At 66.7% G+C, this 23,167-nt stretch carries 17 protein-coding genes; 6 read left to right on the forward strand and 11 right to left on the reverse strand.

The annotated features are described in order from the left end of the window. The first annotated feature begins 104 nt into the window (after positions 1–104). The 3 genes from J3U95_RS05265 to J3U95_RS05275 all read left to right on the forward strand — a co-directional run bounded on the left by J3U95_RS05265 (position 105) and on the right by J3U95_RS05275 (position 3,808). Positions 105–791, forward strand: coding sequence for a response regulator transcription factor (locus J3U95_RS05265; RefSeq protein ID WP_208277585.1), 687 nt, complete (start codon positions 105–107; stop codon positions 789–791). Between the two features lies 1 nt (position 792). Beyond that, complete coding sequence (locus J3U95_RS05270; RefSeq protein WP_208277586.1) at positions 793–2,163, forward strand: sensor histidine kinase; 1,371 nt, start codon at positions 793–795, stop codon at positions 2,161–2,163. Between the two features lie 106 nt (positions 2,164–2,269). Next, on the forward strand, positions 2,270–3,808 hold the full coding sequence (locus J3U95_RS05275) for a glycosyltransferase family 87 protein (RefSeq protein WP_208277587.1): 1,539 nt from the start codon (positions 2,270–2,272) through the stop codon (positions 3,806–3,808). Positions 3,809–3,813: 5 nt separating this feature from the next. Here J3U95_RS05275 and J3U95_RS05280 read toward each other — a convergent pair whose 3' ends face one another. From J3U95_RS05280 to J3U95_RS05315, 8 genes are all read right to left on the reverse strand, one after another. After that, positions 3,814–6,165 carry a DNA internalization-related competence protein ComEC/Rec2 gene (locus J3U95_RS05280; protein ID WP_208277588.1) on the reverse strand — a complete coding sequence of 784 codons (2,352 nt, stop codon included), beginning with the start codon at positions 6,163–6,165 and terminating at the stop codon, positions 3,814–3,816. Between the two features lie 12 nt (positions 6,166–6,177). After that, a complete protein-coding gene (locus tag J3U95_RS05285; protein WP_208277589.1) occupies positions 6,178–7,818 on the reverse strand; it encodes a T6SS immunity protein Tli4 family protein in 1,641 nt (546 codons plus the stop codon). Positions 7,819–7,865: 47 nt separating this feature from the next. Next, positions 7,866–9,572 carry an esterase/lipase family protein gene (locus J3U95_RS05290; protein WP_208277590.1) on the reverse strand — a complete coding sequence of 569 codons (1,707 nt, stop codon included), beginning with the start codon at positions 9,570–9,572 and terminating at the stop codon, positions 7,866–7,868. Continuing rightward, complete coding sequence (locus J3U95_RS05295) at positions 9,569–12,391, reverse strand: type VI secretion system Vgr family protein (RefSeq protein WP_208277591.1); 2,823 nt, start codon at positions 12,389–12,391, stop codon at positions 9,569–9,571. The genes J3U95_RS05290 and J3U95_RS05295 overlap by 4 nt, the downstream gene beginning before the upstream one ends. A 128-nt stretch (positions 12,392–12,519) precedes the next feature. Further along, complete coding sequence (locus J3U95_RS05300) at positions 12,520–13,326, reverse strand: TatD family hydrolase (protein WP_208277592.1); 807 nt, start codon at positions 13,324–13,326, stop codon at positions 12,520–12,522. Between the two features lie 3 nt (positions 13,327–13,329). Next, a complete protein-coding gene (gene lolD, locus J3U95_RS05305) occupies positions 13,330–14,031 on the reverse strand; it encodes a lipoprotein-releasing ABC transporter ATP-binding protein LolD (protein ID WP_208277593.1) in 702 nt (233 codons plus the stop codon). Beyond that, positions 14,024–15,289 carry a lipoprotein-releasing ABC transporter permease subunit gene (locus tag J3U95_RS05310; RefSeq protein ID WP_208277594.1) on the reverse strand — a complete coding sequence of 422 codons (1,266 nt, stop codon included), beginning with the start codon at positions 15,287–15,289 and terminating at the stop codon, positions 14,024–14,026. Before J3U95_RS05310 ends, lolD begins: the two co-directional genes overlap by 8 nt. 48 nt (positions 15,290–15,337) lie before the next feature. After that, positions 15,338–16,621 (reverse strand): lipoprotein-releasing ABC transporter permease subunit, encoded by a 1,284-nt coding sequence (locus tag J3U95_RS05315; protein ID WP_208277595.1) that lies wholly within the window; start codon positions 16,619–16,621, stop codon positions 15,338–15,340. A 159-nt stretch (positions 16,622–16,780) separates the two neighbouring features. Here J3U95_RS05315 and J3U95_RS05320 point away from each other — a divergent pair, with 159 nt between their 5' ends. Both J3U95_RS05320 and recJ read left to right on the forward strand, forming a co-directional pair. After that, positions 16,781–17,806: a hypothetical protein gene (locus J3U95_RS05320; RefSeq protein ID WP_208277596.1), complete on the forward strand. Its 1,026-nt coding sequence runs from the start codon at positions 16,781–16,783 to the stop codon at positions 17,804–17,806. Continuing rightward, entirely contained in the window at positions 17,803–19,506 is a 1,704-nt protein-coding gene (recJ, locus tag J3U95_RS05325) for a single-stranded-DNA-specific exonuclease RecJ (RefSeq protein ID WP_208277597.1), read from the forward strand. The genes J3U95_RS05320 and recJ overlap by 4 nt, the downstream gene beginning before the upstream one ends. Positions 19,507–19,521: 15 nt before the next feature. Here the strand turns inward: recJ and J3U95_RS05330 are convergent, their stop codons facing one another. Then, a complete protein-coding gene (locus J3U95_RS05330) occupies positions 19,522–19,866 on the reverse strand; it encodes a DUF2185 domain-containing protein (RefSeq protein ID WP_208277598.1) in 345 nt (114 codons plus the stop codon). Between the two features lie 14 nt (positions 19,867–19,880). Continuing rightward, the gene (locus J3U95_RS05335; protein ID WP_208277599.1) at positions 19,881–20,666 is read right to left on the reverse strand and encodes a YdcF family protein; all 786 of its coding nucleotides are present in this window, start codon (positions 20,664–20,666) and stop codon (positions 19,881–19,883) included. 179 nt (positions 20,667–20,845) lie between these two features. Between J3U95_RS05335 and J3U95_RS05340 the strand changes: the two genes are divergently transcribed. Next, positions 20,846–21,958 (forward strand): metallophosphoesterase, encoded by a 1,113-nt coding sequence (locus J3U95_RS05340; protein WP_208277600.1) that lies wholly within the window; start codon positions 20,846–20,848, stop codon positions 21,956–21,958. 3 nt (positions 21,959–21,961) lie between these two features. Here J3U95_RS05340 and J3U95_RS05345 read toward each other — a convergent pair whose 3' ends face one another. Further along, positions 21,962–23,050 (reverse strand): MBL fold metallo-hydrolase, encoded by a 1,089-nt coding sequence (locus J3U95_RS05345; protein WP_208277601.1) that lies wholly within the window; start codon positions 23,048–23,050, stop codon positions 21,962–21,964. Positions 23,051–23,167 lie beyond the last annotated feature (117 nt).

Consider the following 23,167-nt stretch of genomic DNA (forward strand, 5'->3'; position numbering starts at 1 on the left):
ATTGTGTGGCGCGCAGGTGTAAAGCGCGCCTAAGCGAAGTAAATCCGGGTAAAGCCACGCGGTGCGGAAAAGACCGGAACGCGCGACTGCGTTATCCTGTCGCCATGAACCATGTATTGCTTATCGACGACGACGTCGAGCTCGTCGGCATGTTCGCCGAATACCTCGAACAGGAAGGTTTCAGGGTCACCTGCGTCCACAATGGCGACGATGGCGCGCGCGAAGCGCTCAGCGGCCGCCACGCCATCGCCATCCTCGACGTCATGATGCCCGGGACCAGCGGCATCGACGCCCTGCGCCAGATCCGTGCCGCCAGCCGCATCCCGGTCCTGATGCTGACCGCGCGCGGCGACGACGCCGACCGCATCCTCGGCCTCGAACTGGGCGCCGACGACTACGTGGCCAAGCCCTGCACGCCGCGCGAACTGACGGCGCGGGTGCGCGCCATCCTGCGCCGCACCCATGCCCAGCCCGAGAGCAGCCCGGGCGCGGCCCTCACGGTCGGCAAGCTGACCATGCATCCAGAGGGACGGCGCGCGACCTGGGACGGCGCGCCGCTGGACCTGACCAGCACCGAATTCAACCTCCTCGAAGTGCTGGCGCGCAACGCCGGAAAGCCGGTGAGCAAGAACGAGCTGTCCGAACAAGGGCTGGGCCGGCCGCTGGCACGCTTCGACCGCAATATCGACGTCCACCTGAGCAGCCTGCGCCACAAGCTGGGACCGCTGGCGGACGGCCGTTCCTGCCTGCAGACCATCTACCGCCAGGGCTACCAATTGATCAAGGAGTAGCATGGGGCGGCTGTTCTGGAAGTTCTTCCTTTGTATCTTGCTGGCGCAGTTGACGGCCACTATCGCCATTGGCGGCGCCTTCTGGCTGCGCGACCAGGCGCGCCAGAAGGCCAGCTCGAGCCTCGATTCCGGCCCGCCTTCCGCGGTCGCCCTCGACGCCGCGGCCGCCACCCTGCGCCATGGCGGAGAAGCGGCGCTGCGCGGACTGCTGGCCGACCTGCGGCGCCCGCAGCTGTACGTGCTCGACGCGGGGCGGCGCGACCTGCTCGGGCGCCCGGTGCCGGCCGAGCTGCTGAAGGAGGCCGAGCGCCAACTCGGCAACGGTGAACAGCGCGGCGCCTGGCGCGGCGCACGCCACCTGGTCGGGCCTGGCGGCGAGCAGTACCTCGCCTTCGTCCCGCGCCAGTCGGGACGGCCGGAGGGACTGCGCGGCGGCCCGCCGGATCCGCTGACACCGGCGCTCGACCCGGGCGCACGCCGCCGCATCGGCCAGACCGTCGTGATCGGCGCCGCCGTCGTGGCCAGCCTGCTGTTCGCCGCCCTGCTGGCCTGGTATTTCTCGCGTCCGATCCGCGCCCTGCGCAGCGCCTTCGAGGCGGCCGCCGCCGGCGACCTGGCGCCGCGCTTCGGCCGCGCCACCAAGGGCGGCGACGAACTCTCCGACCTGGGACGCGACTTCGACCGCATGAGCGGCCGCCTGCGCGCCTTGATGGACGGCCAGCGCCGCCTGCTGCATGACGTCTCGCACGAGCTGCGCTCACCGCTGGCGCGCATGCAGGCGGCGGTCGGGCTGGCGCACCAGCAGCCGGACAAGTTCGCGAGCACGCTCGAACGCATCGAGCACGAGAGCAACCGCATGGACAAGCTGGTCGGCGAGCTGTTGACCCTGTCCCGCCTGGAGGCCATGCCCGACGCGCTGCGGCGCGAGCCGGTCGACCTGGTTGAGCTGGCGGACGGCATCGTCGGCGACGCCCGTTTCGAGGCGGCCGAGTCGACCCGGATCCTGATCGAGGCCGAAGGCGTGGTCAGCGTGAGCGGCGACCCCGACCTGCTGTGGAGCGCCCTGGAAAACGTCGTGCGCAACGCCGCCAAGCACGGCGCCCAGGGCGGCATCGTGACCGTCGCGCTGAGCGCCGACCAGGGCCTGGCGCGCATCGACGTGCTCGATCGGGGGCCGGGCATCCCGCAGGCAGACCTGGCGGCGGTCTTCCAGCCCTTCTTCCGCGCCGGCGCCTCGCGCACCGGCGTCGATGGTCACGGCCTGGGCCTGGCGATCGCCCAGCGCGTGGTACTGGCACATGGCGGCGATATCGTGGCGCGTAACCGCGAGGGCGGCGGCCTGCAGGTGACGATCACGCTGCCGCGCTCCTGAATCGGCTGGGCGTCAACCCGTCGATATTGCCCAGGGAACCAGCAGGGAGGTAGAATACGGCGGCCTTCTCCACCTGAGTGCTATCGCTCGCATACCAGGAGCGATTTTGCTCAAGCGCCTGTCCACCTATTGGTTTGCCCCCCTGCTCCTGGCGATCGCCGGTTTCGCCCTGGTCACGACCTCGCTGACCGGCGATGGCTATGAATACATGCTGACCATGCAGGCGCTGTACGAGCATGGTACGCCCGACATCACCCACGCCGACCTGGAGTCGCTGAAACTCAGCGCGGGAGGCATGCCGTTCTATGGCGGGACGCTGGGCGACCTGATGCCGCAGCTCCATGAGCATCTGCGCGCGCCCGAGAAGACGCCGGCCTACACCTTCACGATCGTGCCCAACGATGCGGGCCGCTTCTACGGCATCCATTTTGGCTTGTACTCGCTGCTGGCCCTGCCCTTCTACGCCTTGCTGAAAGCCTTCGGCGCGCAACCCTACTATGCCTTCACCCTGCTCAACCTGTGCTTCTGCGCCGGCGCATTCCTGTACATCAGGCGCGCGATGCCCGAGCACTCCTCGCTCGCGATGCTGCTGTTCCTGCTGGGGGGCACGACGTTCTACCTGAACTGGACCGGCCCCGAGGTGATGACCGCCAGCTGCGTGCTGATCGCCTGCCTTGCCAGCCTGCGCGGCCAGGCCGGGCTGGCCATCCTGTGCGCCGGCCTGGCCGCGAGCCAGAATCCACCGCTGGCGCTGCTGATCCCCTTTGCTTGTGCCTGGCGCGTCCTGATCGTCAGGTATCCCAGGCTGCAATGGCCGGACAGCAGCGCCGCGCCCGTGGACTGGCGCGAGTTGGTGCTGGCCGCGGCCGGCATCCTGCTGACCCTGGCGCCGTTCGCCTTCTTCCAGTGGACGTTCGGCACGCCGAGCGTGATCGCGCGCGACTTCAACGGATCCGAATTCGTCACCGGCGCCCGCCTGTTCTCGCTGTTCTTCGACCTGAACCAGGGCATGGTCATCGGCAGCCCCGGTATCGCGCTGGCGGTACTGCTCGGATTTATCGCGCTGCCCAAAGGGTTGCGAACCCCGTGGCTGGTCATGGCGGCGCTAGTGCTGGCATTGATCATCCTGATGGCCCTGCCCGCGCTGAGCACCATCAACTGGAACTCGGGCGGCGTGGTCATGACGCGCTACAGCTACTGGCTGAGCGTACCGCTGCTGGCGCTGGCCCTGCTGGCCGCGCGCCTGTCGTCGTCCAAGTCGCGGACTGCGCTGCTGCTCGCAGGCGTGGCGCTGCAGGCAGTGGTGTTGTCGGGCACCGGCCTGCTGGGAGAGAAGACCATCTTCATCGAACACTCGGCGCCGGCACGCTGGGCGCTCAGCCACTTCCCGCAGCACTACAACCCCGAAGCCGAGATCTTCCATGCCCGCAACCAGAAACGCGTGACCCTGCCGCTGCCCAAAGACAGCATCTCGGTATTCAGCGTCGACGGCAAGCCGACCAAGATCATGCGGCATCGATCGAACCGGAACGCGCCGCCCGGCCTGTGCGCCGCGGGCGAGACGCTGCAAGGTCACGACGTACGTGACGTCTCGCGAGAATGGGAGTACCTGCATGCGCCCTTCACCTGCGTGCCCGGTCCCTAGGCTCGTCAACGGCCATGCCAGTAGCGGGCGTGTTCGATCCGGTAAGCGCGCGCGGCCAGGCCATCGGCTGAATCGAGCGTGATCGCCCCCGTCCGGTCGGTCCGCATCTGGGCGATGCCCATGGCGCGGTAACGCTCGACCACCTCCTTCTTTGGATGACGATATCTGTTGCGGTGGCCAACCTGGAACAGCGCCAGGTCGGGGCGCACCGCCGACAGGAAAGCGGCGGTCGAGGACGTGCCGCTGCCGTGATGGGGCGCGAGCAGGACCTTCGCCCGCAGGCGCTCGCCGGCCGTGACGAGCAGTTCGGCCTCCTGCGCCGCTTCGATGTCGGCCGCCAGCAGCATGGCGGTGCCGGCGGCGCTCACGCGCAACACGCAGCTGCGTGCATTGGCCTTCAGGCGCGGATTGGCATAGCTGGCCGGGTCCGGGCCCAGCATCTCGAAACGCACGCCATCCCACGTCCACTCCTGGCCGGCCGCGCAGCGGCGCGTATGCTTCGCCGTGCGCAGCACGGGATGCGTGGCCGGCAGGGACGACAGGAGGCTGTCGACCTCCAGCGCCTGGAGCACGGCGTCGGCGCCGCCGACGTGATCGAGGTCGCTGTGCGACACCACCAGGGTGTCCAGGCGCCCGACGCCGCGCCCACGCAGGTAAGGCAGGATGACGCGGGTGGCGCCGCTGGTGCCGGGCGCGTACTGCGGGCCGGTATCGTACAGCAGGCGGTGACGGTGGGTTTCGACCAGCAGCGCCATGCCCTGGCCGACGTCGAAGGCGGTGACGCTGAACGCGCCGGGCGGCGGCGCCGTCGGCAGCTGCGTCAGCAGCGGAGTCCAGGCCGCGAGGCCTGCCCAGCGCCGCGGCCAGCCGCGCGGCGCCAGCATCCATGCGGTGCCGATGAGCGCCAGCGCGAGGATCCAGGGCGCCGGCGCCGGCGCGGTCCACACCGCCAGCGCCGGCGCCGCCAGCCGCTGCAGGGGCCAGGCCAGCCATTCGATCGCCAGATGGGCCACGCCCAGGACCAGGCCGGCTAGCGGCGACGGCAGGATACTGCCGACCAGCGCCAGCGGCGTCACGAACAGGCTGATGACGGGGATCGCCACCGCATTCGCCAATGGGCTGACCAGGGAAATCTGGCCGAACAGCAGCAGCGTGAGCGGCGCCAGGCCGATGGTGACGGCCCATTGGGTGCGCGCGGCCACCAGCAGCCCCGCGCGCCAGCCGCGCGTCCGTTCTCCGAGCCGCCCGCTGCAGGCGTACAGGATCGCGGCGACGGCGCCGAAGGACAACCAGAAACCGGGCCACAGCATGGCCCAGGGATCGAGCAGCACGACGATGCCCAGCGCCAGGCACAGGACGTGCGAGCTGGCCGCGATGCGGCCGCACCAGACCGCGGCCGCGACCACGGCCAGCATGTAGAAGGTGCGCTGGGCCGGCACGCCAAAACCCGCCAGCAGCACGTACATCAGCGCCACCAGCGCTCCTGCCAGCGCTGCGGCCTTCTGGGCCGGGAGGCGCAGCGGCAGCTGGGCGTCGGTCCAGAACGAGCGGCGCCACAGGCTGGCGACGATCCAGGCCGCGAGGCCCGCCACCATCGTGATGTGCAGGCCGGAGATCGACACCAGGTGGCTGATGCCGGTGCGGTTGAAGACGTCCCAGTCGTCCTGGTCGATGCCGCGCTGGTCGCCGATGACCAGGGCCACGATCACGCCCGCGTAAGGCTCGCCTTCGAGGATGGCCAGGATGCGCGTGCGCAGGTAGCCGCGCGCCCGTTCGATCGCGTAGCCGGCGCCGGGGGTCCAGTCGTCGAGGCGTTCGTTCCGGCTGCCTGCCGGACGCACGTAGCCGGTGGCGCGCACGCCCTGCTCCAGCAGCCAGGCTTCGTAGTCGAAGCCGTGCGGATTGGCGTTGCCGTGGGGGCGTTGCAGGCGCACGACCAGGCGCCAGTGTTCGCCGGGGTGGATGAAAGCGGGATCGGCGGCGGTGGCGCCGTACCAGGACAGGACGATTTTCGGGGGGACGGTGGCGCCGCGGGTTTCGGTGTGCGCGACGTCGAACTGGAAGCGCACGCCGCCGTCGAAGCGGTGCGGGAGGCTGGCGATGGTGCCGGTGACGGTGATGTCGCGGCCTTCGTCGTCGTGGGGCAAGGCGTTGCTCAATGCAAGGTGGGCGCAGGAGGCGGCCCAGCAGAAGCCGAGCAGGACGCCGGTCGTGATCCTTCGGGGCAGGCCGCGCAGCAGGAGGCAGGCCACGATCGTCGCGGCTGCGCAGGCGAGCATCATGCTGGCGGGCGGCAGCGTGGATTGAAGCTGGAGACCGGCCGCGCCGGCGGCGAACGCGAGGATCGCGCTGCGCATGGAATCGGGACGTTACGTTTCCAGCCGACCGGTGTCAGCATGGCTCGGCTTATCCGCATAGCGTACGAGCTGCCAGGCACTGCGCCGATGAATCAGCTCAGGATGTGTATTGACTCGCCCATGCAACTGCGCATGGAATGTTGCCGCAGGCAACAAACTCCCGGCGGCGAACCAACGGGTCCCGTCAAGGGCATGGCTGTCCTCGCAACGCCACCATCCACTTGCCGGGCACGCCGTTCCCGTTTTTGCCACGCTGCCGATCGGTGTCTCGATATGCGCCGTTGGCGTATCACTGGCAGGAATCGTGAGCAGTTCGGACCCCGATATGGCTTGCTCGAGAACAGCCGGCGTCGAGACACGCACACTATTCCTCTTATCTACCAGAGTCCATAATGTCGGATGACGGTTCTCATAACTTGGCTGCACGCCACGCAATCGTTGCCACATGGTGGGCTGTGGCAGCAGCAAGGCTTGAGGCATTCGCTGGCCTTGCTTCAGGAACTGGCGTTCGCCGCCCAGGATCCCGGTCGCAGGACCGCTGTCGCCGCATTGCCACCAGCCTGTCTGTGGGCAGACGTCCCCGGCGTAGGCGCCGGTTCCGAGCGCCATGGTGACAGACTCGGGTACTGTTGCCTTATCCGGCTCGGTCGGACGCAAACGAATGCTGCTCGCGATCTGTTCCCATAGATCGAACATTGCCTCTTCCGACAACGTGGACTGCACCGGCTTGCCGCCAGTAACAGGATTAGTGCCAGACTCGAGTTCGAGAGTCAGTAAAGGCGCGAGAACGTCGTCCTTCTCGCCCTGCGCCTCCCATTGAAACGAATAGCCGGTGGTGAAGTTCGGCTCGCGTATGCGCGTTATCAGTTCCTCGCCCTGCAGTCCATTGATGGCGCGTGCCTGTTCACGCAAATTTGTGAATGCCATTTGCACGAACACAGGCTCACGGGCTGCCGCGGCAGCATTGCGTTGCAAAAGTCCGGGCGCAGGACTAGTGCCCGACATCGACGATAAAACGATGTTGACGTCAGGATGCCCCGGGAGACCGGCAAACATGACAACGCTTTCGGAATTTCGATGCTCGTATGGATCACGCACCAGGGCATCGGCGAGACAGAAGCCGCGTTCTTTGGGTATCTCATTTGGATGCAACGGTCGAATTCGTCCCAAAAGACGCATGACATCATCGACATAATCCGGGTCTAGCCAATCTGCATTACCGGTAATGCTCAGACCAGGAAAGCGCAGCACGCTATGGACGGCAACATTCTCCACGGAGACGATGTGGTCTCCTCTATGCAGTTTCGATCGCCTCCGATTGTGGACAAACAGCTTGCCTTTGGCTGCCTCGCCTGAAAGCTGCCTGACAGATTCGAGGCTTACCCGGGATTCTTCGTTCAGGGTGCGCGCGATGTCGGTCTCCGTCTTCTGAACCCGGCTTGCAAACTCTTCCTCAGATTCGTGCATGGTGCTGGACAAGTCGATTCCACCGATGGCCCCTCGACCGATCGTCACCTCGGCTTGTGCAGGAAGATCGATCAGAAAGCGACCCACGCAAACGGTCTTCATCGTGTCCGTCATCTTTGCCACCTTTTGCTTGTCATGGACGGTCTGCACCGAGTTGGCGAAGAACGACGCGAGCGCCAGTGCCAACGCTGTGACCCCGCACACCCACCGTACTCTCCGGCTGCCTAGCCGCTTCATTGGACTTCCTGGACAATCTTGACAATCAGATGCCTCGTGAGAAGAAGCATCGACTCATGCTGGAAACTCTCTTGATGACGAAATCCTTCTGGTGCGAATATCTGGCGAATGTACTGAGCCGGGGCAGAAGCGGATTGGACCGGGACAGTCTCGTCACCATGCGAGTCCTGCGGCCACAACGCGAACCGCAGCCGCAGGTTCGTCTCGATGTCCACATCACGCGCGCCATTCTCGGCAGACAGGACCAGCCTCCCCGAGCGAATGTTCCCCGCCGTTAGTACGGTCGAACCGGTACTCTCTTCACGAGCGACCCACCGAATCTGCCCGTACGCCTTGAACGTCCGATCTGCGCCGTAGAACGCATACGAGTTCGGGTGATAGTAGGGGCGCATGGGTGCATCTTTGCCGCCACTCGTCGTGAGCACCTCGGTATGAAAGCGCTCAGCCTCGTCGATCGACTTGACGATCAGGGCTTCGGCGCCTCCTCTGGATGAAGTATATCTGCCGGCCGGATCTGCCAGCGTCGGGTCGATCATCCGGTACCACGACTTCATATCGCGATAGAAGTCGTATGGATTCCCGTCCGGTAGCGAAAGATGATCCCGCACCTGTTCCTGCCGATTGACCACCCTTACCGTCTTAATCGATAGCCAAGGCTTAGGATAAAGATGATTCGGCAGTAACTGAAGTATTCCGGCCGACACGGCCATCACCGGTGTTGTCTCGGCGCTTGTATCACCCGCTATCTCGGCGAACTTCCCTGCCCTCAGGTTGTCGGAAATCCCATTCGTGAAATTACCGCCCTCAGTGCCGCTGGCAATCCGACGGTATGCGACAGGCGCACCCAAGGCCGGCATCACGGCATGAACAATGCCGGCGATATCCGGGGCGCTGCCATCACCAGGATGACTCGCCCGAGCACATGCCCGGGCAACCAGTCCGCCCATCGAATGCGTCACTAGGATCACTGTCCGGCATTCATGCTTCCGCTCGATCCAGAACTTCTTGATCTCGTCGATCCGCTGACGCAGCCGTCGAGCCGAGACGGAACACGACTCCAACCAGTTGTAACCGAACGCATAGACGGGATACTGGAATGCCGCGTACTTTTCCAACTCGCTTTCGGTAACTCGGTCGACATTGCGTACGCCCCACTGTGCCGGCTGACACTGCATAACCCGGCGCCAGAAGTGGCGGATCTCGCGGTTGCCGTGTGGCGTTACCTGGAAGGTCTTGTCCAGATGCCTCTGCAGATCCACGAGCAAGGCACCATAGGAATCCGCATAGACCTCACCCCAGCCGCGCTCTCGCAGCTCTCGACGATCGAGCGCGTAAGGTGCGAACTCCAGCTCACCTCCGGGATCGACCTCCAGAAGACTTCCATCCAGGATGCGCTGGCGATGTGACGGGCCTCGGCGCGACCATTTCCGTGCCTCTTTGTATCCATCAACGGCGCCATTTGGCGGACGCCACGCCGCCTCACCCGGCTTGAGAATATCGTCTTTGCGGGCCACCATGTCGCGCCTGGCACGCAAATTCGACCCCATGATGCCCGGCACGAATATCACCGGAATCACCTTGCGCGACCCAATAGTGACCCTGGCCCTCACCTTGAAGGCCGTCGGCGTCGCGACCGTATGCGCCACCAGGCTTCCATCGCTGTCGACAGTTGGCTGGGGAATTGGACGGGTCGGCTCCTTCATGCCCGGCCCGCACCGGGATTGTCTGGTTCGTCGTCGGGCAACAGGCGGATTTCGATGTCGCCCATCGCATAGCTGCTCAGGATGCTGGTGCGTCCCTCGTCGTCGGTGACGCCCTGGATGCGGGTGCCGTCTTCGTGGCGGGCGACATAGCGCTTGCCCCGTGCCGGCAGGTTCGTCTGACGGTCGAGCACCACCACCCGCTCGTCCGTTTCCAGTTCGGTCGCCGGCAGGCGGAGGCCGGCGGGAGTGCCGCCGCCGGGAGAAAGATGCTCTACCGACGCCGCCCTGACCACATGCTTGCCGTTGCTCTGGTGCGTGATGGTGCCGCCGTCCCAGTCGGTCTGGGTGCCCTGCGAGACCACCTTCACCGATGGCGCTTCGAGTTCGATGCCGGTGGCGGCGATCAGGCGGATGCGGCTGGATGACTTGATCTCGATGTCGCCGCGGTGGGTCTCTACCACGATGTCGCCGCGGGCGGCGATCAGCTTCATGCCCAGTTCATAAGCGAACATGCTGAGCGCGCGCGAGGCGCGCAAAAAAAGGCTGCGCCCGGCCGCCAGTTCGGCGTCGCCGGTCGAGACGATGTCGACCTTGGTCTGCGCGCCGAGGGCGATGCTGTCGTCGCTCGCGATCACCACGCCTGCCGGCGCGTTCACGGCAACCAGCGGCTCGCCGCCCGCTCCCGAACCCGGCGCGACGTTCGAGCCGTCGTGCCAATGGCGCAGCCGTTCTGCCAGCGCGTCCAGGCGCGGCTTGGCTTCTTCGTTCTCGCCATGGTCGCCCGCCAGTCGCCCGAGCGTGTCGAGCACGCCGTGCATCGTCTCCACGATGCCGACCAGGCTGGCGCGCTCGAGCTGGGCGCCGGCGTCAATCTGCTTGCCGCCCGCGCTGAGCAGGATGCCTTCGCCGCCGCGCAGCGCTACCGCCTTGTCGCTGCGCAGTTCGGCGCCCTCTCCGCGCGGGCCGGCCTGTCCGTTCGCGCGCGGTTCGGACAGCCAACCGAGATTCAGCTCCGAAGCCGCATGCTCGCTGGCCAGCTGCACCGCGATCTGGCCTGGCGTGTCGTCGAACAGCAGCTGGCCGCCGCGCGCGCCCCCGATCTCGCGGCTGCGCATCCCCGACAGATACCGATTACCCGGCAACTCCCCCGCCCGGCTCAGCGCCGGCGGCTGCGCGCGCTGGTTGTACAGCTGCGACAGGATCACCGGCCGGTCCGGGTCGCCGCCCATGAAGGCCACCAGCACCTCGGTGCCGACGCGTGGCAGGCCGAGCGCGCCGGCCTGCTGCTGGCTGCCCGGCCCGGCGCCGGCCCAGTTGGACGCCACCCGCACCCAGGCCGAATCGGCCGGCGTGTCGGAGGCGCCGGCGCCGTGCGCATGGCGGTGGTCGCTAGTCCGCATGCCGGGAAATCGGATCTTGACCCGGCCCAGCGCGTCGCAATGCACCTCTTCGCCGGGCGGACCGGTGACGATCGCGCTTTGCAGCTGCGGATGCGGCAGGTCGACGCGGGGATCGAAGCTGGGGACCAGCGGAATGCCGCGCCGGACCGCGTCGAAGCTCACCCGAACCCGCACCGCGTCCAGCGATGGCGGGATCTCGGGAAAGGCGGCGTCGTCCATCCAGGCGCCCATCAGGCGCCGCACGCGCGCCGAGACGTCGGCCGGCAGGTTGTTCTCGGCCTCGACGTGCAGCGCGGTGATGGTGAAGTCGCGCTCGGCCGCCGGGTGGGTGTCGATCTCGGGGTGGCCGCTCAGGGTGAACCATTCGCCGGCGCGCAGGTCGCGTACCCCGCCTTCGCCATGGAAGCACTTGGTCTCGAATTCGTGCCGGTTCATGCGCACCTGGCCGAGGCGCCAGTGGTCTTCGACGTCGTTGCCGGCATGCGGCATCTCGACCTGGTAGTCGTCGAGGCTGGCGGCGAGCTGGTTGCCGCTGCGGCCCTGGTCGGCCATGCTGCGCGCGGTGGCGGTCATGAACTGGGTGCCGAGCGGGTTGCGATAGTCCCAGCTGTGGCGCGTGGTGCTGCCCGCCTGCAGGCGGCGCGCTGCGCTCCAGGAGACGATGGTGTCGCGCTCTTCGCTGGCGCCGCCGCGGTGGTAGCGCACGGTGCCGGCGCCGTTGCGCGGCAGCGAGTTGGAATCGGCGAACAGCACCAGCGTGTGCACCGGCGAGGTGTCGCGCTCGACCTCGAGGGTCCGGGTGCGCGCATGGCCGGGGCGGAAGGTCCAGGCCACGCCGCGCCGGCGCAGCAGGCGGCGCACGAAGGCGGCGTCGGACTCGTTGTATTGCATCGTCTGTTCGCGCGGCGGGAACTGGCGCATGTCGAACAGCGGATCGAGTTCGTATTCGAAGGCGCTGGCCAGCACGCCGTTCGACTGCCGCCATTCGTCGAACAGCACCTGCACGATCTCGAGTTCGTTCTGGTAGCGGAACACGCGGCTGTTGACGCGCTTTTCCATGATCGCCAGCGCATCCCGGATCACCAGTTGATAAACGCCCAGGCCGCCGTCGTAGTCGCCGGCCCTGGCCTCAGCGACGATGCCGCAGGCGCCGCGCAACTGGCCGCGGTCGGTGACGAACTGGATCTCGGCCGGCAGCGCGATCAGTTCCTTGAGCGGCAGGCGCGGGGTCGAGGCGACGCAGGTGACGATGTATTCGAGGCTGCCGCAGACCGATTCGCTGCCGCTGACCCGCTGCGGCAGAAGCACCTCATCGGCGAGGTGGTCGGCGTGACCGAGGCGCAGCCGGATGGCCCGATGGGCCGTCGTCAGCGATTTCTCGTGCTGCAGCATGCGCAGGAATTCGCTCGCGCTGTCCAAGTGTGTCTCCCGTCCGGTTTCTACTCATGAGGAAGCACATCTTGTCACAGCGGGTAAATACGGGATTTGGGGCGTGTCAGCAACTGTCGAGTGAGATCGATTGAACTTCCCAAAGGGCTGATGGTCGTCTAAATGGCACCACACAGCCCGGAAAGACGGGGAATCGCGGCGAGCGAAGCACGATATGCCGCAACACGCACCTCGTCGACGCTTATCCCGCGCAGTTCTGCCAGGGTGGCGCCGATGCCGGGAAGTTGGTCGGGACTGTTGCGTCCCGGATGAATCCAGCTCGGCGCGATGTCGGGCGAATCGGTCTCCAGCACGATGGATTCCAGAGGCAGCTCGGCCGCCAGGCGCCGGATCTGCAGCGCACGCGTGAAAGTCATATTGCCGCCGAATCCCAGGTGGAATCCAAGCTCAATGAAATTCTGCGCCTGTTGAAAACTGCCGTTGAATGCATGGGCGATCCCCCCCGGCGGGCGAATCTGGCGCAGGTGCTTGAGCACCTGGTCTTGCGAGCGCCGCACGTGGGTCAAGACCGGCAGGCCGAAGTCGCGCGCGATGCGCAGCTGTTCGCGGAAGAACCGCTCCTGCTTGTCGCGCATGGCAGGTTCGGTCAGCTCCGGGATGAAGAAATCCAGGCCGATTTCTCCGATGCCCACGAAGCGCGGGTCGCTCATGGCCTGCTCCACCCGGGTACGCATATAAATCAGGTCTTCGTCCTGCGCCTGCGGCACGCAGATCGGGTGTATGCCTAGCGCATAACAGGCGTTCGGGCTGCCGTGCGCCAGGCTGGCGACGGCGTCGAAGTTGCCCCGCTCGACCGCCACGATCACGATCATCGACACGCCGCTTTCCTGCGCCTTGCGCGCCACGCCAGCGCCGTCGCCGCCGTACTCGCGCGCATCCAGGTGGACGTGGGTATCGATCCACATCGCTCAGCCTTCCGCCGGCTGCAGGCCGTGCTCGGTCATGCGCAGCACCCGGTCGCAGCGGCGCGCCAGTTCCATGTCGTGGGTGACGATCACGAAGGCGGTGCCGAGGGTGCGCGACAGTTCGAGCATCAGGTCGAAGATGATTTGCGCCGTGGTGTGATCGAGGTTGCCGGTCGGTTCGTCGGCCAGCACACATGCGGGCTGGGTGACCAGCGCGCGCGCCAGCGCCACCCGCTGGCGCTCGCCGCCCGACAGTTCGCCCGGACGGTGCACCACGCGCTTGCCCAGGCCCACGCGCTCCAGGATCGCTTGCGCACGCTCCATGGCGACCGGCCGCTGTTCGCGCCGGATCAGGAGCGGCATCATGACGTTGTCGAGCGCCGTGAATTCGGGCAGCAGGTGGTGGAACTGGTAGACGAAGCCCAGCGCGGTGTTGCGCAGTTCGCCACGGCGCGCCTCGGACAGGTTGGCGAAATCCTCGCCGTGCAGGGTCACCGAGCCGCTGCTCGGCGTATCCAGGCCGCCCAGCAGATGCAGCAAGGTCGATTTGCCGGAGCCGGAAGCGCCGACGATGGCGACCCGCTCGCCGCGGTGGACGGCGAAATCGATGCCGTCGATCACGCGCACATTGGCGTCGCCCTGTTTGAAGGTTTTACCGAGGCCGCGGCAGGCGAGCACCGGGTTACCGTTGAATGCATCACTCATAACGCAGCGCCTCCGCCGGTTTCACACGCGAGGCGGCCCAGCTTGGATAGACAGTGGCGGCGAATGCCAGCAGCACCGAGATGACGCCGATGATGGCGACGTCCGGGCCATGCAGGTCGGACGGCACGGTACTGATCAAATATATATCTTTGGACAAGAACTCCACTCCCAGCAAACGTTCGATGAACGGAACGATGACATCGATCTTCAGGCTCACCGCCACCCCCATGCCGACGCCGGCCAGCGTCCCGAGCACGCCGATCACCCCTCCCTGCACCATGAAGATCTTCATGATCGATTGCGGCGACGATCCCAGCGTGCGCAGGATCGCGATATCGGCCTGCTTCTCGGTCACCGTCATCACCAGGCTCGAGACCAGGTTGAAGGCGGCCACCGCGATGATCAGGGTGAGGATAATGAACATCATCTTTTTTTCGGTCTGTACGGCAGCGTACCAGTTGGCGTTGAGCTTGGGCCAGTCGCGCACCGTCAGGTCGCCGGTCATCTGGCCTTTCAGTTGCTCGGCGACTTCGGGCGCCTCGCGCATATTGGCGATGCGCAGGCGCAGGCCCGACGGCGCCGGCAGCCGCTCCAGGCGCTGGGCGTCTTCCACGTGGATGAAGGACAGCGCCGCATCGAAGTCGAAGTGGCCGGCCTCGAAGATGCCGGCGACGGTGAAGCTGCGGGTGCGCGGCACCATGCCGGCCGGCGTGACCTGGCCCTGGGCCAGCACCATCGTGACCTTGTCGCCCAGGCCGACGCCGAGCGCGCGCGCCAGCGCATAACCCAGCACGATATTGAACTGGCCAGGCTTCAATGCGTCGAAACTGCCGGCGCGCACCTGGCGCGCCACAGTCGAGACATTGTCTTCTTCGCCCGGCAGCACGCCGCGCACGATCGACGGACGCATCACGCCGTCGCGCACCAAGAGGCCCTGGGTCTCGACGAAAGGCGCGGCGCCCAGCACGTTCGAATTGCGCAGCGCCTCCTTCGCGGACGCGCGCCAGTCGGGCATGCTGCCGGAATCGTCGAATACTTCGATATGGGCCAGCACCGACAGCATGCGGTCGGTGACCTGCTTTTGAAAGCCGTTCATCACCGACAGCACGATGATCAGTGCAGCGACGCCGAGGGCGATGCCGGCCACCGAGATCAGCGAAATGAAAGAGATGAAGCTGCTGCGCCCGCTGCGCTTGCCGGCGCGCGTATAGCGCAGGCCGACCTGCCACTCATACGGCAGTTTGTGGATGATGCTCATGCGTTCCTGAATCGAAAAAGTGAACCGGTGTGTGCCATCGCGCCGCGCTCATTCATACCGCAGCGCCTCGGCCGGCTTGACGCGCGATGCCGCCCAGCTCGGGTAGATCGTGGCAAGGAAGGACAGCAGCACGGCCACGCCGCCGATCCAGCCGACGTCGCGCCAAAGCAGCTCGGACGGCATCTCGCTGATCAGGTACACCTCTTGCGACAGGAAGTGCACGCCGAGCACGCGCTCGATGGCCGGCACGATTACGTCGACGTTCAGCGCCACCAGGACGCCCAGTCCGACACCGAGCAGGCCGCCCAGCATGCCGACCAGCGTGCCCTGCACGATGAAGATCTTCATGATGCCGCGCGGCGAAGCGCCCAGGGTGCGCAGGATGGCGATGTCGGCCTGCTTGTCCTTGACCGTCATGACGAGCGTGGAGACCAGGTTGAAGGCGGCCACCGCCACGATCATCGTCAGGATAATGAACATCATGTTCTTCTGCGACTGCACGGCGGCGAACCACACGGTGTTCACCTTGGTCCAGTCGCGCATGATCAGGTCGCCCGCCATCGATTGCTGCAATTCATAGGCCACGCGCGGCGCCTGCTGCAGGTCGGCCAGGCGCAGGCGCAGGCCGAGCGGCGCCGTGGCCCCGGTCGCGGTCTCGGCATCAACGATGTTCACCAGGGCCAGCGTGGAATCGAATTCGAAGTGACCGGCCTCGAAAATGCCGGACACCGTCAATGCGCGCGAGCGCGGCAAGGGATTCTCGCCGGGCGAGGCGGCGCCACCCAGGATGCCGCTGCTGGCCACTAGCAGCGACACGCGGTCGCCCACTCCGACCCCGAGCGACTTGGCCAGCGCGCGGCCCAGAATGACATTGAAGGAACCCGGACGCAGCGAATCGAGGCTGCCCTCCTTCATCTGTTTTGCGACGTCGGAGACCTTGGCTTCTTCGGTCGGCTCGACCCCGCGCAGCAGGGCCGGCTTCATGACGCCATCGACCAGCAGCATCGACTGCGCATCGAGGAAAGGCGCGGCGGCGCGCACCTCGGGATGGCGCAGCGCCTCGGCCCCGGTTGCGCGCCAGTCCGGCAGCGCGCCGCGCGCATCGAAGACCTCGACGTGGGCCAGCATCGACAGCATGCGGTTGGTGACTTCCTTCTGGAAGCCGTTCATCACCGACAGCACCACGATCAGGGCGGCCACGCCGAGGGCAATGCCGGCCACCGACGCCATCGAGATGAACGAAATAAAACTGTTGCGGCCGCTGCGCTTGCCGGCGCGGGTATAGCGCAGGCCGATCTGCCATTCGTACGGAAGTTTATGGGTGATACGCATACAATCCTGTCGGTTCTTGTTCTTTTGGCTTCGCCAACCCGGCAGTTTGCCAGACAAACCACTTTTGTGGCGCGGATTAGCAAAAAACCATGTGCAAACGCCGCTCGGCAAGCCAAGATCAAACCCGCCAGCCGGCCGATTTTGGCCTAAAATAGCGGGATGGCTCATATTACGCTTGTCCTGCCGTTCGCCCTCCCACTCCCCGAATTCGCCCCCGACCTCGTCCGCGCCCTGCAAGCGCCGGCCCTGGCCGCGCTGCTGTCGCGCACGTCGAGCGACCGGCGCGCCCCCAAGGCCGACATTGCCCACGCCCTGCCGCATGAAACCTGGCTGGCGCGCGAACTCGGCCTGATTCCGGACAGCCGCGATGGCCACACCCCGTTCGCCGTCGCCGCCATGCGCGGTTTCGGGTTGGAACCCGGCGCCGGCCGCTGGCATATCGTCACGCCGGCCCACATCCAGATCGCGCGCAGCCACCTGATGATGGCCGATACGCGCCAGGTGAGCCTGGACGACGCCGATGGCCGCGCGCTGTTCGAGACCGCCAGGAGCCTGTGCGAGGAGATCGGCCACGAACTGCGCTATGGCGACGCCCACACCTGGTTCCTGCGCGCCGACGACTGGACCGGTTTCGAGACCGCCAGCCCGGACACCGTTGCCAATATGGACCTGACCGACTTCATGCCCAAGGGCGCCGGGGCGCAAGCCTACCGGCGCCTGCAGAACGAGGTGCAGATGGCCTGGCACGCGCATCCCGTGAACGCCGCGCGCGAGGCGCGCCGGCTGCCGGTGGTGAACGCGTTCTGGGTGTGGGGTGCGAGCGTGCAAGCGCAGCAGCCCGAAACGAAGATGGCCACTTATGCCGTCCCCGGCTGGCTGGCCGCCCTCGGCCAGCAGCGCCTGCCCTCGCTCGAGCGCCTGGACGACGTCCTGGCGCAAGGCGGCCTGCTGGTCGCCGGCAACCTGGGCGAAGCCGCGCTGGCCGCCGACTGGAACGGCTGGCTGCAGGGCATGCAGCATCTCGAAGACACACTGTTCGCGCCGCTGCTGGCTGCCCTCAAGGATGGCCGCGTGCGCGAACTGCGCCTGGTCCTGAGCAGCCGCGAGGCCCTTGCTGACTACACGACCACCGCGATGGCGCAGCGCAAATTCTGGCGCCGCCCGACACTGGATTCACTGACTTGACCCAGAAGACCCGTATCTCCACCCGCCCCTGCCCGTTCCGGATCTCGGAACTGCTGCGCCAGGATGGCGTCCACCCGGTGCTGGCGCGCATCTATGCCGCGCGCGGCCTGGAGCACGTGCGCGAACTCTCGAGCGAGCTGGCGGCGCTGTCGCCACCCTCGGGCCTGAAGCATATCGACACCGCCGCCGTATTCCTGGCCGACGCGATTCAGTCCGGCAAGCGCATGACGATCGTCGCCGACTACGACTGCGACGGCGCCACCGCCTGCGCGGTCGCCCTGCGCGGGCTGCGCGCGATGGGCGCCGAGGTCGACTACTTCGTGCCCAACCGCGTGGTGCACGGCTACGGCCTCACGCCCGGCATCGTCGAGATCACGGCGCGCGAAAAGAACCCCGACATCATCGTCACGGTCGACAACGGCATCGCCAGCATCGAGGGCGTGCTCGAGGCCAACCGGCTCGGCATCGAGGTCGTCGTCACCGACCACCACCTGCCGGGCGACACCCTGCCGCCGGCGCGCGTGATCGTCAATCCGAACCAGCCCGAATGCGGCTTTCCGAGTAAAAACCTGGCCGGCGTCGGCGTCGTGTTCTATGTGCTGCTGGCGCTGCGCGCCGAGATGCGCCGGCGCGGCGTGTTCGACGCCCAGACCCAGCCAAAATTGGACAGCCTGCTCGACCTGGTGGCGCTGGGCACGGTGGCCGACGTGGTCAAGCTGGATGCCAACAACCGCATCCTGGTCGCGCAAGGCCTCAAGCGCATGCGCGCCGGACGCATGCATCCTGGCGTGGCCGCCCTGTTCCGCGTGGCCGGCCGCGAAGCGCGCTGCGCCTCGCCGTTCGACCTGGGCTTTGCCGTCGGGCCGCGCCTGAACGCCGCCGGCCGGCTGGAAGACATGGCGCTCGGCATCGAGTGCCTGACCACCGACGACGAGGGCCGCGCCTGGGCCATCGCGCAGCAGCTCAACGAAATCAACCTCAAACGGCGCGAGATCGAGGCCGAGATGCAGGACACCGCCCTGCTGCACCTGGACAGCTTCGAGCCGACCAGCGCCAGCACCATCGCCGTGTTCGACGAAGGCTGGCACCAGGGCGTGATCGGCATCGTGGCCTCGCGCCTGAAGGAAAAATTCTATCGGCCGACGATCACCTTCGCCCCGGCCGGCGACGGCTGGATCAAGGGCTCGGGCCGCTCGATCCCGGGCTTTCACTTGCGCGACGCGCTCGACCTGGTCTCCAAGCGCGTGCCAGGCCTCATCGACAAGTTCGGCGGCCACGCGATGGCGGCCGGCCTGTCGATCCGCCACGACGCCTTCGAGCATTTTTGCCACGCCTTCGAGGCGGTCGGCCAGGCCTGGCTGACCGAGGCCCAGCTCGAGCGCATCGTCGAGACCGACGGCCCGCTGGAGGATGAGTTTTACTCGACCCAGTTCATCGAACTGATGGATGGCCAGGTCTGGGGCCAGGGCTTCGCGCCGCCGGTGTTCTGCGACGAGTTCCGCGTGGTCAGCCAGCGCATCCTGAAGGAGCGCCATCTGAAACTGCTGCTGGAAAAGAACGGCCGCCGCTACGACGCGATCTGGTTCGGGCATCCCGACAGCCTGCCCGAGCGGGCACGGGTGGCGTTCCGGCTCGATGCGAATGAATACAATGGCGTGACCAAGGTGCAGCTGCTGGTCGAGCACGCCGAAGCGGCCTGATTTGTAAACCCGGCTCTATTCGAGCGGCTCCTCGTAATCGACTTCAACCAGCTCTCCGGTGTCCGCATCGCGTTCAAAAGCGCTGCATGCGGGCGCATCGAGCAGCGGTGTGATATCGGGAGAGTAGTTGGCGATCGTGTTCACGTCATAAATGCCATGATGGGATGGATCGTCCATGTAGTCCTGCGTCTCGTCACCGGCCATGAAGCACCATCCGCTGTCACCCTCGCGGTCGGTCGGCTCACGGACCATATAGCCGACGGGCATGCCGTCGACCGTGATCCTGTCCGTGGCAATACACCCACCTCGACCGGTTGCAAGGGGCTGAATCCGATCGGCGTTCAACGCAAATTTTTTCATGCCGTTGTCCTTTTCTACGGGGAGCGCGCCCAGCGATACCAGACGAGCGCAAGCAGCTCATAGGAAGCGTACCACGTGCGGCGCATGCCCTCGGCGCTGGGCAGCCAGCCGCCGGGTCCCAGCGGCACGTGACTGACGAACATCGTCGGCGCATCGGTCACCGCCAGCCCGGTGCGCGCAAAGACGGCGCGGGCGCGCGCCATGTGCATCGCATCGGTCACCAAGAGGATGCGCGTCACGCCATCCTGGCGCAGCAGCGCGGCGCTCGCGGACGCGTTTTCTCCCGTGTCGCGCGAGCCGCGCTCCACCCATTTCACCGGCACCCCGAAATCCTCGCGCAGCGCCGTCGCCATCGCGTCGGCCTTCGCATACCGGTTGTCGGTCGCGGCCGGATCGACGCCGCTCGCACCATTGCCTCCGCTGACGAGGATCGGCAGCCCGGTGCGCCGGTGCAGGTGGGCCGCATAGCGCAGGCGCGCCAGCGCCGTGTGGTCGGGAATGTCGCGGTCGCCGTATTCCGGCGCGTCGCGCAGGCGGCCGGCCGCCAGCACCACGATTGCCTGGGCGCCGCTATCCTCCGGCGCGCGCAGCGGCGCGGTCATCCGCTCCAGCGGCGCGACCAGCAGGCCCGCCCCACCGCTGGTCGACAGGAAGGCCAGCGCCGCGAAGCCCGTCGCCGCGACGGCGCGCCCAGCGCGCGGCCAGCGTAGCGACAGCAGGAGGCCGGCCCCGATCGACAGGAACAGGCTGGCCGGCGGCAGGATGAGGTTGCGCGGAATCGCGTTGATCAGGTCGAGCACGGGGCTGGAGGTAGTGGGCGGGACTCAACCATACAGGTGCAGGCGCCCGATTCGCAAGTCCTATTAGCAAGCGCTGTAAATATGCGCTCCGGATAGTTCTTGGCGCCATGATGCTTGCTTTCTCGCTATGATTGCCCGGTTCTGGACTACCGGCCGGCCAGACTCCGGCGTAAGTACGCATGTTTTCACTCATCCTCAACGGCATTGGCTCGCTGATGCATTTCTATGTGGCGCATCGCCTGTATGCGCTGGCCCCGATACGCACGCGCGTCAAGGCGCACTGGTGGTGGCTCGGTGCCGTGGTGATCTGGGCGGTCTACCTGCTCGGCGTGCGCCTGGGAGACGCCGCCCTCGACTGGCGCTGGTGGCCGGGCCAGTTCGCCATGACCTGGCTCGGCATCCTGTTCGTCATGACCCAGTACCTGCTGCTGGCTGACTTGCTGACCGGCTTCGGGCTGTGGCTGCGCAAGTGGGCGCCGAAGATTCTTGCAACCGGCGCCATCGCCGGCGTGTCGGTCAGTGCCTTCGCCATCTTCCAGGCAGTGCGCGCGCCCAGCATCGTCGAACACGAACTGACCTTGGTGGGCCTCCCGCAAGAACTGGACGGCATGACCCTGGTCGCGATCAGCGACACCCACCTGGGCGCCCAGCGCCGCGCCGCCTGGCTCGGCAAGCGGGTCGACCAGATCAATGCGTTGGAACCGGCCGCGGTCATGATGCTGGGCGACCAGGTCGAGGACGAGCCGATCAACGACGACCAGCTGGCGCCGGTGCTCAAACGCCTGCGCGCGCCGCTGGGCGTGTGGGCGGTGACCGGCAACCACGAATACTACGGCGACGCCGGCGGCACGATCGAGGAATTCTCCGCCGGCGGCGTGAAATGGCTGCGCGACGAGCGGGTCGAGATCGCGCCCGGCCTGCACCTGGCCGGACTGGACGACATCGGCCGCGCCATGCGCGGCGGCGGCGACATCTACGCCGGGTTAGGACGCACGATCCCGAGCCACGCACAGGGCGCCACGATCCTGCTGGCGCATATCCCGGCGCCCGGCCTGGTCGAACGCGCGGCGCGCGAAGGCGTGAGCCTGATGCTGTCCGGGCACACCCACGGCGGCCAGATCTGGCCGTTCAGCTACCTGGTAAAGCGCGAATTCCCGCACCTGGTCGGGGTGCACCGCGAAGGCGACATGCAGCTGGTGATCAGCCGCGGCGCCGGCGGCTGGGGGCCGCGCATGCGGCTGTGGCAGCCGGGCGAGATCCTCAAGCTGACGCTGCGCGCGCCGCAAACCTAAGCGTCAGCGCGGGGCCGACGAGCGATACGTCTCCCCGATCTTCATCGAGAAGAATTCGTCATCGGCCACGCCCTGCGCCTTGCGCGCGATGGCCAGGTCGATCGCGGCCTGGTCCAGCCGCTCCTGTCCCATCGGATACGTTCCCCAGTGCATGCCGACGCTGCGCCTGACGCGCAGCTCGCGGTGGATGCGCACCGCTTCGTCCGGACTGACGTGGGAATTGCGGTACCAGACCGGCTGGTAGGCGCCGATGCCGATCGCCGCCAGGTCGAAGCCATCGAAGCGCGCCGCGATGTCCTGGATGTCCTTCGAGTAACCGAGATCGCCCGAGAAGAAGAAGGAATGCCCCGGCCGCGTCACCGCGAAGCCGCCCCACAGGGTCTCGTTGCGGTCCCACAGCGAGCGCGCCGACCAGTGATGCACCGGCAGCAGGTGCAACTCGAGTCCCTGGTAGACGGTCTTGTCCCACCAGTCCAGCCTGACGATGCGCGAGCGGTCGCCGCCGGTGACGTTCTTTTCCAGCCAGCGATCCACGCCCAGCGGGGCCACCAGCAGCGGCGGTCCGCCGGCCTGGCGATACAACTGGCGTAGCGAGTCGCGCGACAGGTGGTCATAGTGCGAATGGCTGATCAGGACGACGTCGATGCGCGGCAGGTCGGCGATCGCCACGCCCGGCGGCTGGTGCCGTTTCGGGCCGGCGAAGGACAGTGGAGAAGCGCGCTCGTCGAACACCGGATCGAACAGGAGGTTGACGCCGGTACCGGTCTGGAACAGGAAGGTCGCATGGCCGATCCAGGTCAGCGCCGGCGTGTCGCGATTGGCGTGGATGAAGGCGAGATCGGGCGCCACGGTCGGGATCGGCGCGCTCGGGGCGCGCTCGGCTTCGTCCTCGGTCCAGTTCCTGATGCGCGCCGCCCAGCCCTCGAAGAAGCCAAGTTTCGGCCGCTGGTAGGCGGGATTGTTCGGATAGTTGTTGGCGAACCCCTCAAGCCTGTGATGCGGCTTGTTGGAGTCGAAATAGGGATTTTGGTTCGCACATCCAGCTCCGAGCAAAACAAGGATCAGGATGAGCGATGCGGGTACGATACGCATGCGGCGGAGCTCAGGCTGTCGAAAACGCAAGTATAGGCTGAGTTGCGGGCTTGTTATCGAGAAATTGCCGATAACTTGGCAAGCTTGCCATGATCTGCCTGGCTTGGCGGCCGAGGC

Source organism: Massilia oculi, from assembly GCF_017582745.1.
Classification (GTDB): domain Bacteria; phylum Pseudomonadota; class Gammaproteobacteria; order Burkholderiales; family Burkholderiaceae_D; genus Telluria; species Telluria oculi_A.